At 67.4% G+C, this 13,470-nt stretch carries 15 protein-coding genes; 8 read left to right on the top strand and 7 right to left on the bottom strand.

Going from position 1 to position 13,470, the window contains the following annotated elements:
* Window position 1: 1 nt before the first annotated feature.
* Genes tatC through KO490_RS12490 form a run of 3 tightly spaced genes read right to left on the bottom strand, consistent with a single transcriptional unit; the run spans window position 2 to window position 1,581 of the window.
* The gene (gene tatC / locus KO490_RS12500) at window positions 2-856 is read right to left on the bottom strand and encodes a twin-arginine translocase subunit TatC (RefSeq protein WP_216019756.1); all 855 of its coding nucleotides are present in this window, start codon (window positions 854-856) and stop codon (window positions 2-4) included.
* A gap of 1 nt (window position 857) precedes the next feature.
* Window positions 858-1,328, bottom strand: a complete 471-nt coding sequence (gene tatB / locus KO490_RS12495) for a Sec-independent protein translocase protein TatB (protein WP_216019755.1) — start codon at window positions 1,326-1,328, stop codon at window positions 858-860.
* Between the two features lie 19 nt (window positions 1,329-1,347).
* A complete protein-coding gene (locus KO490_RS12490; RefSeq protein ID WP_216019754.1) occupies window positions 1,348-1,581 on the bottom strand; it encodes a twin-arginine translocase TatA/TatE family subunit in 234 nt (77 codons plus the stop codon).
* 130 nt (window positions 1,582-1,711) lie between these two features.
* Here KO490_RS12490 and KO490_RS12485 point away from each other — a divergent pair, with 130 nt between their 5' ends.
* Both KO490_RS12485 and KO490_RS12480 read left to right on the top strand, forming a co-directional pair.
* Window positions 1,712-2,329: a MarC family protein gene (locus KO490_RS12485; protein WP_216019753.1), complete on the top strand. Its 618-nt coding sequence runs from the start codon at window positions 1,712-1,714 to the stop codon at window positions 2,327-2,329.
* A complete protein-coding gene (locus KO490_RS12480; protein ID WP_216019752.1) occupies window positions 2,329-2,892 on the top strand; it encodes a TIGR02281 family clan AA aspartic protease in 564 nt (187 codons plus the stop codon). Before KO490_RS12485 ends, KO490_RS12480 begins: the two co-directional genes overlap by 1 nt.
* Window positions 2,893-2,905: 13 nt before the next feature.
* Here KO490_RS12480 and KO490_RS12475 read toward each other — a convergent pair whose 3' ends face one another.
* The 3 genes from KO490_RS12475 to KO490_RS12465 form a co-directional block, all read right to left on the bottom strand.
* The gene (locus KO490_RS12475; RefSeq protein ID WP_216019751.1) at window positions 2,906-5,179 is read right to left on the bottom strand and encodes an FdhF/YdeP family oxidoreductase; all 2,274 of its coding nucleotides are present in this window, start codon (window positions 5,177-5,179) and stop codon (window positions 2,906-2,908) included.
* A 68-nt stretch (window positions 5,180-5,247) separates the two neighbouring features.
* The gene (locus KO490_RS12470) at window positions 5,248-6,237 is read right to left on the bottom strand and encodes a bile acid:sodium symporter family protein (protein WP_216019750.1); all 990 of its coding nucleotides are present in this window, start codon (window positions 6,235-6,237) and stop codon (window positions 5,248-5,250) included.
* A gap of 15 nt (window positions 6,238-6,252) precedes the next feature.
* Window positions 6,253-7,836, bottom strand: a complete 1,584-nt coding sequence (locus KO490_RS12465; RefSeq protein WP_252727162.1) for a gamma-glutamyltransferase family protein — start codon at window positions 7,834-7,836, stop codon at window positions 6,253-6,255.
* Between the two features lie 88 nt (window positions 7,837-7,924).
* Here KO490_RS12465 and KO490_RS12460 point away from each other — a divergent pair, with 88 nt between their 5' ends.
* Complete coding sequence (locus KO490_RS12460) at window positions 7,925-8,569, top strand: GntR family transcriptional regulator (protein ID WP_216019749.1); 645 nt, start codon at window positions 7,925-7,927, stop codon at window positions 8,567-8,569.
* Window positions 8,566-9,336 (top strand): inositol monophosphatase family protein, encoded by a 771-nt coding sequence (locus tag KO490_RS12455; protein ID WP_216019748.1) that lies wholly within the window; start codon window positions 8,566-8,568, stop codon window positions 9,334-9,336. The genes KO490_RS12460 and KO490_RS12455 overlap by 4 nt, the downstream gene beginning before the upstream one ends.
* On the opposite strand, the gene KO490_RS12450 is transcribed toward KO490_RS12455, so the two are convergent.
* Window positions 9,306-10,049 carry an FkbM family methyltransferase gene (locus tag KO490_RS12450; protein ID WP_216019747.1) on the bottom strand — a complete coding sequence of 248 codons (744 nt, stop codon included), beginning with the start codon at window positions 10,047-10,049 and terminating at the stop codon, window positions 9,306-9,308. The two genes, KO490_RS12455 and KO490_RS12450, sit on opposite strands and share 31 nt — an antisense overlap.
* Before the next feature lie 126 nt (window positions 10,050-10,175).
* On the opposite strand from KO490_RS12450, the gene ribA reads away from it, so the two are divergent.
* Genes ribA through KO490_RS12430 form a run of 4 tightly spaced genes read left to right on the top strand, consistent with a single transcriptional unit; the run spans window position 10,176 to window position 13,441 of the window.
* Window positions 10,176-11,312, top strand: coding sequence for a GTP cyclohydrolase II (gene ribA / locus KO490_RS12445; RefSeq protein ID WP_216019746.1), 1,137 nt, complete (start codon window positions 10,176-10,178; stop codon window positions 11,310-11,312).
* Window positions 11,309-12,253: a zinc-binding alcohol dehydrogenase gene (locus tag KO490_RS12440; RefSeq protein ID WP_216019745.1), complete on the top strand. Its 945-nt coding sequence runs from the start codon at window positions 11,309-11,311 to the stop codon at window positions 12,251-12,253. The genes ribA and KO490_RS12440 overlap by 4 nt, the downstream gene beginning before the upstream one ends.
* Window positions 12,254-12,272: 19 nt before the next feature.
* On the top strand, window positions 12,273-12,668 hold the full coding sequence (locus KO490_RS12435; RefSeq protein WP_216019744.1) for a 6-carboxytetrahydropterin synthase: 396 nt from the start codon (window positions 12,273-12,275) through the stop codon (window positions 12,666-12,668).
* Window positions 12,668-13,441, top strand: coding sequence for a trans-aconitate 2-methyltransferase (locus KO490_RS12430; protein ID WP_216019743.1), 774 nt, complete (start codon window positions 12,668-12,670; stop codon window positions 13,439-13,441). Before KO490_RS12435 ends, KO490_RS12430 begins: the two co-directional genes overlap by 1 nt.
* The last annotated feature ends 29 nt before the right edge of the window (window positions 13,442-13,470 follow it).

Here is a 13,470-nt window from a genome sequence, read left to right as displayed (position 1 = left end):
GTCACTCGTCCTCCTCGACCCACAGGCCCTGGGCGCGCAGTTCGGCCTCTCGGCGTTTCTCGATGCGGGCGACAAGCTGGATCGAAATCTCGTAGAGGCCGTAGACCACGGTGAACAGCACCACCTGAGAGATGATGTCGGGCGGCGTGGCAACGGCTGCCAGCACCAGGATGGCCAGCACGGCATAGCGGCGCACCGCCGCCAGCCCCTCGGCCGAGACGAGGCCCGCCTTGCCCAGAAGCGTCAGTGCCACCGGCAGCTGGAAGCTGAGCCCGAAGGCCAGAAGGAACTTCATCGTCAGCGCCAGGTATTCCTGCATGGACCCCTGGAAGGCGATCCCCGCCACGTCGCGCGTGGTCGTGATCTCATCCGTGGTGGCCACGACCGGGGCCTGCTGGAATCCGAGGAAGAAGTCGTAGGCCATTGGCAGGATGACGTAATAGGCGAAGGTCGCCCCGATGATGAACATCACCGGAGATGCGATCAGGAACGGCAGGAACGCAGCCTTCTCGGATTTGTAGAGGCCGGGCGCCACGAAGCGCCACAGCTGGTTGCCGATGACCGGGAAGGCCAGGACGAACCCGCCGAAGAAGCTGATGTTGATGGCGGTAAAGAAGCCTTCCTGCAGCTTGATGATCTGCAGCTGACAGCTCTGGTCGCGTTCGGCCAGGGCATGGCAGATCGGCTGGGTCAGCACGTTGTAGATCGGCTTCCAGACGGCATAGCACAGCACCATCGCCACCACGAAGGCCACCAGCGACCAGATGATGCGGGTGCGAAGCTCGGCCAGATGCTCGATCAGCGGGGCCGAGCTGTCGTCGATGTCGTCCTCGGGGCGCGTCGTGTTGTCGGCCACGTCAATCGTCTTTCATGTCGGAACGGCGCACGGGATGCAGGCTGCGCGAAGGTGCCTCGGCCTTGGCCTCGGGCTGGGCATCCGCGGCACCGGGAACCTCGGCAGTGGGGACCTCGGCATCGGGCGTCTCGGCTGGGGTGGGTGCGGCGGGATCGGTCTTGGCGCCCTGCTTGGACGAGGGCATCTTGGGTTCCCACTTGTCGAAACGGTCCGCCGCGCGGTCCAGCGCGTCCAGCCCCAGGCCCTTCTTGGTGGTCAGCGACCGCATGTCGCGCAACGACCCCGCGGCCTCGCCTATGCCGGAACTGCGGGCCGCATCCTCCATCGCGGATGTGAATTCGCGGCCCATCGCGCGAACGCGCGCCATGATCCGGCCAAGCGAATGGAAAAGATGAGGCAGGTCCTTCGGACCCACCACGATCAGGGCGACGATGCCGATAAGCAGCAGCTCGCTCCAGCCGATATCCAGCATGGGACGCGCCTTTCCGGGCTCAGCTACGGTCGGTCGTGTGCGGCGTGACGTCGCGTGCGGTCTGGCCGGGGACTTCCTCGTCGGCCTTCGAGGCGTTCTCGATCTCGTCCGCGCCATCCTTGACGCCGCGCTTGAAGGCGGTGATTCCCTTGCCCACTTCGCCCATCAGCGAAGAGATCTTGCCGCGCCCGAACAGGACGAGCACGACGACCGCGATCAGAAGAAGGCCGGGAAGGCCGATATTGTTCAGCATTTGACACTCCATCGCCGGGCGGTCCGACCGCCCGCGTGGCCATGTCTAAAAGGTCGCGCGGCCTTTTGCAAAGCCCTTTACCGTGAAAGCACCACCTTGGCAGAACGGGCCTGTCGCGCGATAAGGCGGCATGGACATGGCCGCATACATCACCGCCTTCGTCACGCTGTTCGTGGTCATCGACCCGATCGGCCTGACGCCGGTCTTCATCGCGCTGACCCCCGGACAGGGGGCGGAACAGCGTCGCCGCATCGGTATCCGCGCGCTGTTCATCGCCGCGATCCTGCTGATGCTGTTCGGATTGGCGGGGGATGCGATCCTGACGGGCATCGGCATCTCGATCTCGGCGTTCCGAATCGCGGGCGGGCTGCTGTTGTTCCTGACGGCGCTGGACATGCTGTTCGAACGCCGCACCGAACGACGCGAGGACAAGGCCGACAGCGACGATCCCGATCACGACCCGTCGGTCTTTCCGCTGGCGATGCCCCTGCTGGCCGGACCCGGCGCGTTGGCAACGATGATCCTGCTGATGGGCCAGGACCCGACACTCGGCCATGTCGTGATGGTCAACCTGATGATGCTGATCGTCCTTGGCATCTGCATGGTGCTGTTCATCCTGGCGACGCCCCTTGCGCGCGCATTGGGGCGCACCGGGGTCATGGTGGTCACCCGGCTTCTGGGGATGCTGCTGGCGGCGCTTTCGGTGCAGTTCGTGATCGACGGGCTGAAGGGCTCGGGCCTGTTCTGATGGGGGCGGGCGACTGGTCCAGCCTGATCTTCTACGGCCTGCTGCTGGTCTTCATCGGCGGCGCGGTCATCGTGGAGTTCACGGGCCGCGGCGGGCGCGCCATCCGGATGGCCGCGATCTGGGCGGTGATCTTCGCGGGGCTGACGCTTGGGGCGGACTGGTGGTTCGGTGCCGAACAGACCGTGACCCGGGACGGCCGCCGGATCGAGGCCCGCGCCGGTCCCAACGGGCATTTTCACCTGACCGCACAGGTGAACGGCGAAGATATCCGTTTCATCGTGGATACGGGTGCGACCGGCATCGCATTGACGCGAGAGGATGCCGCGCGGCTGGGCCTCGATCCCGACAACCTGCGCTTTGGCGGCCGCGCAATGACCGCGAATGGCGATGTGCCCACCGCACGGGTGACGCTCGATCGTTTCACCCTCGGCGGGATCGAGGACCGCTCGGTCCCCGCCACCGTGGTCGGCGGGGATCTGGGCGCATCGCTTCTGGGGATGAGCTACCTCCGCCGCTTCGCCCGCGTCAGCTTCGAGGGCGAGCGGCTGATCCTGGAACGCTGACCCCGCAGCGCGGTCAGGATCCGATATCCAACCGCACCGGAATGGCCTTGGCCGCCGGCGTCCCCGACGCCAGGTCATGCCGCGACAGGGGCGAGAGCGGGTTCAGCTCCGGGAAATAGCCCGCGATGCAGCCCCGCGGCAGGTCGTAGGGCAGGACGCGCAGCCCCTCGACCCGGCGGGCGATATTGTCATCCGCCGCCCCGTCCAGCGCGATGCGCTGTTCGGGCTCCAACCCCTCGGCCACCATGTCGTCGGGCGACATCATGATCAGCATCCGGTCGCCGTCGATCCCGCGCAGCCGGTCGCTGTAGCCATAGACCGTGGTATTGAACTGGTCGTTCGACCGCAGCGTCAGCAGGCGATAGATCCCCTCGCGTTCCCCCAACCCCGTCTGGTCCAGATCGGCGGGGATCGTGAATTCGGCCTTGCCGCTTTCGGTGTGCCAGATCCGCTGGCTTGCGTCATTGCCGCGATAGAAGCCGCCCTGCCAGTGCATCCGTTCCTCATAATCGTAGAACTGGGCCGAGTAGATGCGGCTGATCGCCGAACGGATCAGCGAATAATCCTGCCCCCATTCCCGCCAGGGCAGCTTGGGGTTCGGATCCAGAACGGCCTCGGCCAGCGCGGTGATGATCGCGGTTTCCGACAGCAGCGTCGGATCGGCGGGCTTCCGGCGCCCGATCGAGGCGTGGATGTGGCTGAAGCTGTCCTCGATGCTGACATGCTGGTTCTTGCCGCCGCGAATGTCCTCCTCCTGCCGCACGAGGCAGGGCAGGATCCAGGACGACCGCCCCGGAACCAGATGCGTCCGGTTCAGCCGGGTCGCGACATGCACGGTCAGGCGCATCTGGCCCCAGGCCTCGGCCACGCGGTCCTGATCGGGCACCGCCCGCACGAGGTTGCCGCCCAGACCGACATAGGCCTGCACATCCCCCGCCAGCAGCGATTGCAGGAAGGTGGTGGTGTTCCAGCCCTCCTCCATCGGCGGTTCGATGTCGAATTCGGCGCGCAGGCGGTCGTTCGGCACCAGTTCCGGCTTTTCCGAAATGCCGACCGTGCGCTGTCCCTGCACGTTGGAATGGCCGCGCACCGGATTGCAGCCCGCGCCGGGCTTGCCGATATTGCCGCGCAGCAGCAGCAGGTTGACCAGCGCGCCGATGGCGTCGGACCCGTGGACATGCTGCGTCAGCCCCATGCCATAGATGCCCATGACGGCATTGGCATTCGCATAGATGCGCCCCGAATCCTCCATCTGCGCGCGCGGAATGCCCGAGACGCGTTCCAGATCGGCCCAGTCCTGCGCGCGGACCCAATCCATCCAGGGGTTCAGGTCATGGGTATGTTCGGACAGGAACGCGTGATCGAGGACATCGCCCTGTTCGTCCTCCAGCTCCAGCACATGCTTGGCGATGCCGGTCAGGACGGCGATGTCGCCCCCCGCGCGCACCTGCAAATACCGATCCGCGATCTCGGTTGATCCGCCGACCGTCATCTGCCAGGGGCGCTGCGGGTTGGCAAATTCGATCAGGCCCTTTTCCTTCAGCGGGTTGATCGCGACGATATGACAACCCCGTTCGGCCGCTTGCTGCAGCGGATGCAGGATGCGGGGGCTGTTCGTGCCGGGGTTCTGCCCGACATAGAAGATCGCATCCGTATGCTGGAAATCATCCAGCGTGCAGGTGCCCACCGGCGATCCGATGACCTTCTTCAGCCCGACCGAGGTCGTCTCGTGGCACATGTTCGAACTGTCGGGCAGATTGCAATGCCCCCAGGCCCGCGCGAACAGCGCCCAGAGGAAGGACGGTTCCAGCGCCGCCTTGCCGGATGCGTAGAAGCAGGTGCGCTTGGGGTCCAGTTCGCGCATCTCGGCGGCGATGGCGGCGATGGCCTCGTCCCAGCCGACCTCGACATAGCGGTCGGTTTCGGCGTCGTAGCGCAGGGGCCGCGTCAGGCGGCCCGCCATCTCCAAGTCGTATTCGGACCATCCGTAAAGCTCGGTCACGGTATGGTTGCGGAAGAATTCCGGCGTGCAGCGCGCGCTGGTCAGATCCCAGGCGGTGGCCTTGGCGCCGTTCTCGCAGAACTCGACCCGGTGGGGGTGGCGCGGCTTGCCCCAGGCGCAAGAGGTGCACATCGTGCCGCCCTGCTTGTTCTGATGCAGCAGGGTCTCTGCCATGCCGGGCGAAGGGCGGGCCGCGCGGGTGACCTGGGCGATGCCGCGGGGCGAACCCCACCCGCCGACCGGACCGTCATAGGAATGTGGCGTGGGACGTTCGCGGTCGGTCATGGCGTTCCTCGTATGTCTGTGCGCAAGGGCAGCGTAATCTTCGAACGTCCCGGCGCAAGGGCGGTTCCTCAGGCAGCAGGCACCTCTTGTTCGGCGGCACGGCGCGCACCCGACTGGGCGATCACCGCGCAGGCCAGCAATTGCGCCATGTGATAGACGAGTACAGGCAGAACCGTCGCGCCCACGATCGCGGCGGGGAAAAGTGCCGTCGCAATGGGCAGACCCGAGGCCAGGCTCTTGGTCGAACCGCAGAAGAACAGCACGGAGCGGTCGGCATCGGGCAGTTTGCACAGCCGCCCCAGCCCGGAAACCAGCCCGAAGACCAGCGCCAGCAGGATCAGCATGACGACGATCAGCACGATCAGCGCGGTGGGCGGGATCTGCGCCCACAGACCCGAGACCGTCCCCGCCCCGAAGGCCGAATAGACGATCAGCAGGATCGCGCCCCGGTCCACGAACAGCGTGGCGCTGCGATGCCTGCGCACGGCCTCGCCCACCCAGGGGCGCAGGATCTGGCCCAGCACGAAGGGCAGCAGGATCTGGGTGCCGATGCGCAGGATGGCCGAAGGATCGACCCCGCCGTCACCCACCTGCAGGAACAGCGCGACCAGAAGGGGCGTCAGCACGACCCCCACCAGGTTCGACAGGGACGCCGCGCAGATCGCGGCCGGCACGTTGCCCTGCGCGATCGACACGAAGGCGATCGAACTTTGCACCGTGGATGGCAGCAGCCCGAGGAACACCACCCCCGTCGCGACCTCGGGGCCCAGAAGCGGGCGGAAGATGGCGGCCACGACCATCGCCAGCGCCGGGATCAGCACATAGGTCGACACGAAGGTCAGCCCCTGCAGCCGCCAGTTCAGCATCCCGGCCCGGACCGATGCCGGGTCCAGCTTCGCCCCATAGAGGAAGAACAGCAGCGCCACCGCGAAATAGGTGAAGCGCCCCAGCCCCTCGGCGGCGATGCCGCGCGCCGGCAGGACCAGCCCCAGCAGAACCGCCCCCAGCAGCATCAGCATGTAATTGTCGATCCCGATGCGTTTCAGTCGTGCAAACATCGCCATGCCCCCCGATCAGATTCCCGCCGCCATGCCGTCCTTGCGGCTGTCGGACCCGCCCTCCAGGCCACCGGCCACGGGGCGGATCGCCTGCGCGCCGCCGATGGGGCTGCCCACGCGGTTGATGCGGTGCCCCCGCGCGGCCAGATCCTCCGCCACGTCCTGCGGCACGCCCGGTTCGATATCCAGCCGCCCCTCGGTCGCGAAGCTGCGGGGACGGTCGATGGCATCCTGCAGGGTCATCCCCTCGTCCAGGACCCCCGACAGGAAGGCCGCATGCCCCGCTGCCTGGTAATGCCCGCCCATCACGCCGAAGGGCATCATGCCGCGATCCGTGCGGATCATGCCCGGAATGATCGTGTGCATGGGACGCTTGCCCGGCGCGATGCCGTTGGGATGGGCCGGATCCATGCGGAAGGACGCGCCGCGGTTCTGGAACAGCACGCCCGACGCCGGATCCAGCCGGGTCGAGCCGAAGGGATGGAAGATCGAGTTGATGAAGGACACCGCGTTGCCCTGATCGTCCACCACGCACAGATAGATGGTGTCGCGATGCTCGACCTCGTCCCACAGGGCGGGTTCGCCCGCGCGGGCCATGTCGATGCGCGACCGCATGGCCTCGATGGCCTCGTCCGACAGTAGCGTCTCGGACAGCCCCTCGGATTGGACTGCATCGGCGATCAGCGCGTCGCGGTGGTGATAGGCGATCTTGGTCGCCTCGGCATGGACATGGATGCGGTCGGCGGGCGACAGCGCGGCCATGTCGAAGCCCTCGATGATGCGCAGGATGATCAGCGCCGCCAGCCCCTGCCCGTTCGGCGGGCATTCGAAGACCTCGTGCCCGCGATAGGTGGCGCTGATCGGGTCGGTCCAGAAGGCCGCATCGGCCCCGTCCGCGAAATCGCCGACCGTGTGCAGCCCGCCGAGCGAGTTGAGATGCGCGACCATGCTCTCGGCGGTGCTGCCCCGATAGAAGCCCGCCGCGCCCTTCTCGGCGATCTCCTCGAGCCGGTCCGCCAGCAGGGGCTGGGCGTGACGGTCGCCTGCACGCGGCGCCTTGCCATCCGGCAGGAACAGCTTGGCGGCATGGGGGTCGGCGCCGATGCGCGCGACCTCGTTCGACCAGTCGAAGGCCACGCGCGCGGTCACCGGATATCCTTCGCGCGCATAGGCGATGGCCGGGGCGAAGATGCGCGACAGCGGCAGGCTGCCCATGTCGGCATGCAGCCTGCACCATGCCGACACCGCGCCGGGCACGGTCACGGCATGGGGGCTGTCCAGCGGGATCGCCTCCCCCACCCCCGAGGCGCGCAGCCCCTCGATCGTGGCACCTGCGGGGGCACGGCCCGACCCGTTCAGGGCGCGCACCTGGCCGCCCGCGGTCGCCACCAGCGCAAAGCAATCGCCGCCGATGCCCGTCATCAGCGGATCGACCACCGCCTGCACCGCGCTTGCGGCAATGGCCGCATCGAAGGCATTTCCGCCATCGGCCAGCACCTCGAGCCCGGCAGACGTTGCAAGCGGATGCGAGCAGGCTATCATCGACCTGGACGCATATCCCGGCGCACGACGCCCGTTGAAGAAATCGTATCCTGCCATGAACTTTCCCAACCTTCCTGAATCGAATTTGCCCGAGGCGCAGGAAAGGTATACAGGTCAAACCGTACAGAATACAAATGGAACAGGCATGGAAGCCCCCGCATTTTCCGCCGACCAGATCTATGCCCAGCTGATCCGCGACATCATGGGCGGCAGGCTCAGCCCCGGCGCCCCCATGGCCGAGGTGCAGCTGGCCCTGCGATTCGGCGTCTCGCGCACGCCGATCCGGCAGGCGCTGCACCGCCTGGACGCCGAGGGCATGATCGAGCGCGGCCCGCGCCGGGCCTTCATCGTGCGGCGCATGAACCAGGATGCCCTGCGCGACCTGTTCGAGAGCCTGGGAGAGATCGAGGCGCTGTGCACCGGCCTGGCGGCGCGGCGCATGACAGCCATGGAACAGGCGGCCCTGGCCCGGATCGTCGATGAGGGCGACGCCCACGACGCCGATTACGCCGAAGCCAACCGCCGCTTTCACGAGGCGCTGCGGCTGGGGGCCAAGAACGCGATCCTGGCCGAGCTTTCGGCCGACCTGAACCGCCGGTCCATGCCGTGGCGCGATGCGCAGTTCGACAAGGGCATGAACCGCGTGGACAGTTCCCGCGCCGAACATCGCGCCATCATGGAGGCGGTGATCGCCCATGACGCCGACCGCGCCAGCGGCCTGATGCGTGCGCATATGGCCACGTCACTGGGCGTGATCGAAAAGCTGCTGCAGGGAAAGCTGGACGGATGAACCCGATCGCGGATCTTGAACGCGCCACCGCTGCCGCATGCGCCGCGGGCGATCTGCTGATGCGGCACTGGCAGGACCGCGAGGCGCTGGTGATCCGGCAGAAACGACCCGGCGATTTCGTCTCGGATGCGGATCACGGCGCGGAGATGCTGCTGAGGGACGCGCTGATGCGCCCCGGCGACGGCTGGCTGGGCGAGGAGACGGACCCCCTGCCCGCCCCGCGCCGCTGGATCGTCGATCCGCTGGACGGGACGACGAACTTCCTACGCGGGATCGGGCAATGGGCCGTCTCGGTCGCGCTGGAGGTGGACGGCATCCGCGTGCTGGGCGTGGTGCACGACCCGCTGCGGGGGGAAACATTCGCGGCGGCCAGGGGCCATGGCGCGACCCTGAACGGAAGGGCGATGGCCCGGCCCGATTGCCCGCCTGCGGGCGGCGCGCTGTGGGGAACGGGGCTGCCCTTCGGCGACATGCCCCATATCGACGACCATGCGCAGGATCTGCGGCGCCTGCTGCCCGACAGCGCGGGCGTTCGCAGGCTGGGTGCGGCGGCGCTGGACCTGGCCTATGTCGCGGCGGGGCGGCTGGACGGGTTCTGGGAACGCCGCCTGCGCCCCTGGGACATCGCCGCGGGCCTGGTGATCTGCGCCGAGGCCGGCATCCGCGTCGAGGGCTGGACGCGTGACGACCGCCCCGAGGACAGCGGCAATGTCATCGCCGCCCGCCCCGAGCTGTTTCAGGGCTTCGCCGCCTCGCTCCGCGCATAGAGATCGCCCGAGAGCGCGTCGCGCGGCAAGCCACGCAACCAGTGATCCACTGCCCGCGCATCGCGCCATTCGGGCCAGAGGAACCGCCCGCTTTCACCCACCACCGGGTTGAAGCGGTAATCGCCCAGGCGCTCGATCCGTTCGACGACACGCAGGCTGCGCTCGGGCAGGCCGGGCAGGTATTCGACCGACAGCATCGGAACCGGGCGGGACAGGCCCGACAGCACGTCCTCCTCATACCCCTCGACATCGATCTTGATGAAACGCGGCTGCCCATGATCCGCGATCAGGCGGTCCAGCGTCGTCACCTCGACCTGCTGGCTGCGATCCCAGCGCACATGATCGAAGCCGGGTGCCTGAACGGCCTCGGCGGCGAAATCGGGTGACAGGGACGACACGGTCGGGTGCAGACTGCTGACGGACATCCGGGCGACCGTCTCGGCGGGGCCCAGCGCCTTGCGGATCAGTGTCACGTCGCGCGGCAAGCTGCGGTGCAGGAACCCGGCAAAGGGCTCTTGCGGCTCGATCGCGACGACACGCGCCCCGGCGGACCTCATGGCACGACTGCGCGTGCCGACATGCGCCCCCACGTCGAAGACCAGATCGCCGGGCTGCAGAAGTTGCGCGTAATGCCGCCGCATCTGCGCCATGCGCAGCGGATTGTAATAGATGGCAATCGATCGCAGCAGCCCCAATGCGGCCTTCGGATTCATCGTCCTTCCCTCCTTCCGGGCATGTCTGGCAGCGACATTCGGCCGCGTGGCCGACCCTTGTCGGAACCACCGCAAAACCGTGGGCGTTCAAACCCCTAGCGATGGCACAAGACGGACAGCGGCATCATGCGTATCTTCCCGACCCCCTACCCGCAATCACAACCCATAGCGGCGGTTTCGGATCCGCTGGCGCTGCGCGCGGCGGAACGCGTCGCCCGGACCGTCGGCGATCTGCGGCTGGGACTGCCCGTCGTTCTGGCAGGAGATGACGGTGCCGCGATGGTCGTCGCGGTCGAGACGCTGACCAAGGAGCGACTGGACGCGCTGCGCGACGAGGGGATGGAGCTGGTCCTGACCGCCCGCCGTGCCGAGGCGTTGCACCACCCCGTCGATACCGATGTCGCGCGCTTTCCCGTCTCGCGGGATGTACGTCTGTCATGGCTGCAGGCAATGGCCGACCCGACCCGCAGCATGGCGGGGCCTGCCGCCCTGCCGCGTGCGCCGAAGAATGTCACCGGATCGATCCAGCGTGCGGCGATCATGCTTGCGAAATCCGCCGAACTTGTTCCCGCCGCGCTGATCGTACCCGGTCCCGATGTCATGGCCACGGCATTGCGGCACAACCTGTCCATCCTGTCGGCGGATGAGGCATTGGCACAGGCCGGCCTGCCCAACCGACCTCGTGCCGTATCGAACGCCCGGGTGCCCATGGCAGCCGCCGCTGCGGGCCGTCTGCATGTGTTCCGGCCGGATACGCATGGCCCGGAACATTACGCCATCCAGGTGGGCGAACCCGATCCTTCCCGCCCCGTGCTTGTCCGGCTGCATTCCGCCTGTTTCACGGGCGACGTGCTCGGCAGTCTCAAATGCGATTGCGGGCCGCAGCTTCAGGCAGCCATCGCCGCGATGAACGAGGCCGGCAGCGGTATCCTGCTGTATCTGAACCAGGAGGGCCGCGGCATCGGTCTTGCCAACAAGATGCGCGCCTATGGCCTGCAGGATCAGGGCCTGGACACGGTCGAGGCCAATCACCGCCTGGGCTTCGAGGATGACGAACGCGATTTCCGCGTCGGCGCATCGCTTCTGAGGGAACTAGGCATCGGTCAGGTGCGGCTGCTGACGAACAACCCGGCCAAGATCCGGCGCCTGGAATCCGAAGGGATCGTCGTGGCAGAGCGCGTGCGCCTGATGGTCGGACGCGGGCCCGACAACACGCGTTATCTCGACACCAAGGCCGCGAAATCCGGGCACCTCTTCGCATGAGCGGCGATGCGCTCTGGATCGAAGGACCGGACCAGGTCGCCATCCGTTCCGGCCAAGAGGGATCGGGCAGCCTGGTCCGGACGCTCTATTCCGGGATTAGCCGGGGGACCGAGCGTCTGATATCGCATGGGAAGGTTCCAAAGGCCGAATACCAGCGGATGCGCGCCCCCTTTCAAGAGGGCGATTTCCCCTTTCCGGTCAAATACGGATATTGCGCCGTCGGTCGCGCGACCGAAGGGGCGTATCGCGACCGCAACGTCTTTGCCCTGTTTCCCCATCAGCAGAGCTTTCGCCTGCCCGACGATGCACTGACGCCGCTGCCCGATGATCTGCCCGCGGAACGCGCGGTGCTGACGGCCAATATGGAAACCGCGCTGAATGTCCTGTGGGACAGCCGGGCCGCCGCGGGCGATCGGATCGCCGTGATCGGCGCGGGGGTCGTGGGGCTGCTGATCGCCAGCCTTGCAGCCAGGCTGCCGGGGGCCGAAGTGACAGTGATCGACACGCAACCCGCGCGCGAGGATCTGACCCGCATGCTCGGGTGCCGCTTTGCCCTGCCGGACGATGCGCCCGACGAACAGGACGCGGTCATCCATACCAGCGCATCCTCGGCGGGGCTTGCCCAGGCCATCGCCATCGCGGGAACCGAGGCGCAGATCACCGAGGCCAGCTGGCACCCCGCCCCCGTGACGATCCCCCTTGGCGGCGCGTTTCACAGCCGCCGCCTGCGTATTGTCAGCAGCCAGGTCGGACGCCTGCCCGATACACGCAATGCGCGATGGAACTATGCCCGCCGCCTGCGCAAGGCGATGGAACTTCTGGCAGCGGATGACAGGCTGGACGAACTCGTCTCGGGGGAAACCGCGTTTCGGGAACTTCCTGACCGCTGGACCGATATCATCAATGACGCGGCCACGCTGTGTCACCGCATCCGCTACTGAACAGACCAAAGGAACCTGCATGTTCGCCGTCGAAGTCCGTGACCACATCATGATCGCCCATTCGCTGCCCTCGCCGACCTTCGGTCCCGCGCAGGGCATGCATGGCGCGACATTCACCGTCGATGCCGCCTTCTTTACCGAGGCGCTGGATGACGAAGGGCTGGTCGTCGACATGGGTCTTGCCACCGATGCGCTGGCCTCGGCGCTGGCCCCCCTGCGATACAAGAACCTGGACGAGGTGCCGGAATTCGCGGGCAAGTTCACCACGACCGAATTCCTGTGTCAGCACATCTTCCACACGCTGGCAGGCGTGGCACGCGACGGCGGCCTTGGCAATCCGGCGCGACTGAAGCGCCTGCGCATCACCCTGCACGAGAGCCATGTCGCCCGCGCCTGGTACGAGGGGGATGTCTGATGTCATTCACCGCCGAATGGCTGGCGCTGCGCGAACCCGCCGACCGTGCGGCGCGCGATGCGGGGCTGGTTGCCCGGGCGGCGCTGGCTGCAGGGCCGGATCCCGTGATCCTGGACCTTGGCAGCGGCACCGGATCGACCCTGCGCGTGATGGAGCCGCATCTGCCGGATCACGCGGCATGGCGACTGGTCGACAATGATGCGGATCTGCTGGAGCAGGCCCGGTCCGATGCGCATGGCAGCGTCGAGACGCGGGCCATGGACCTGCGCGATCTGGATGCCCTGCCGCTGGAGGGCGTCACGCTGGTGACCGCCTCGGCGCTTCTGGACCTGATGCCTGCCGACTGGATCGCGCGCTTGGCCGACAGGCTGGCCGCCGCCCGGCTGCCCTTCTATGCGGCGCTGTCCTATGACGGCGTGATGCGCTGGCAGCCGCATCTGCCGGGCGACGCGTCGGTCACGCGGGCCTTCAACGACCACCAGCGCGGCGACAAGGGCCTGGGCGCGGCCTTGGGCCCCGACAGCGGCCCCCGCTCGGTCGAGATCCTGCGCAAGGCGGGTTTCCGCGTCCATCACGCCGACAGCCCCTGGTCGCTGAACGGGGCCGAGGCACCGCTGCACCGCGCGCTGCTGGAAGGCATCGCCAGCGCCGCAGCCGAAGCCGGCAATGCCGATGCGGCCGAATGGGGCCGAAATCGCATCCGGATCGCGGAACAAAGTCGCTGCCATGTGGGTCATATCGATATCCTCGCCCTGCCGCCTTGCGCAGGCTGAGGAGAGGACGCAGTCGCGAGGGGGGAAAG

The sequence above is a fragment of the Paracoccus sp. C2R09 genome (assembly GCF_018860625.1).
Classification (GTDB): domain Bacteria; phylum Pseudomonadota; class Alphaproteobacteria; order Rhodobacterales; family Rhodobacteraceae; genus Paracoccus.
Note: the sequence above shows the minus strand (reverse complement) of the source record. Positions and strands in the feature narration are given on the sequence as shown.

Excerpts from the sequence above, each read along its gene's own strand:
- KO490_RS12485 (WP_216019753.1), top strand. The coding sequence starts at position 1,712 with ATGGACATGGCCGCATACATCACCGCCTTCGTCACGCTGTTCGTGGTC.
- ribA (WP_216019746.1), top strand. The coding sequence starts at position 10,176 with ATGCGTATCTTCCCGACCCCCTACCCGCAATCACAACCCATAGCGGCG.
- KO490_RS12455 (WP_216019748.1), top strand. The coding sequence starts at position 8,566 with ATGAACCCGATCGCGGATCTTGAACGCGCCACCGCTGCCGCATGCGCC.
- KO490_RS12430 (WP_216019743.1), top strand. The coding sequence starts at position 12,668 with ATGTCATTCACCGCCGAATGGCTGGCGCTGCGCGAACCCGCCGACCGT.
- KO490_RS12490 (WP_216019754.1), bottom strand. The coding sequence starts at position 1,581 with ATGCTGAACAATATCGGCCTTCCCGGCCTTCTTCTGATCGCGGTCGTC.
- KO490_RS12470 (WP_216019750.1), bottom strand. The coding sequence starts at position 6,237 with ATGTTTGCACGACTGAAACGCATCGGGATCGACAATTACATGCTGATG.
- KO490_RS12435 (WP_216019744.1), top strand. The coding sequence starts at position 12,273 with ATGTTCGCCGTCGAAGTCCGTGACCACATCATGATCGCCCATTCGCTG.
- KO490_RS12440 (WP_216019745.1), top strand. The coding sequence starts at position 11,309 with ATGAGCGGCGATGCGCTCTGGATCGAAGGACCGGACCAGGTCGCCATC.
- tatB (WP_216019755.1), bottom strand. The coding sequence starts at position 1,328 with ATGCTGGATATCGGCTGGAGCGAGCTGCTGCTTATCGGCATCGTCGCC.
- KO490_RS12460 (WP_216019749.1), top strand. The coding sequence starts at position 7,925 with ATGGAAGCCCCCGCATTTTCCGCCGACCAGATCTATGCCCAGCTGATC.
- KO490_RS12480 (WP_216019752.1), top strand. The coding sequence starts at position 2,329 with ATGGGGGCGGGCGACTGGTCCAGCCTGATCTTCTACGGCCTGCTGCTG.
- KO490_RS12465 (WP_252727162.1), bottom strand. The coding sequence starts at position 7,836 with ATGGCAGGATACGATTTCTTCAACGGGCGTCGTGCGCCGGGATATGCG.
- KO490_RS12475 (WP_216019751.1), bottom strand. The coding sequence starts at position 5,179 with ATGACCGACCGCGAACGTCCCACGCCACATTCCTATGACGGTCCGGTC.
- KO490_RS12450 (WP_216019747.1), bottom strand. The coding sequence starts at position 10,049 with ATGAATCCGAAGGCCGCATTGGGGCTGCTGCGATCGATTGCCATCTAT.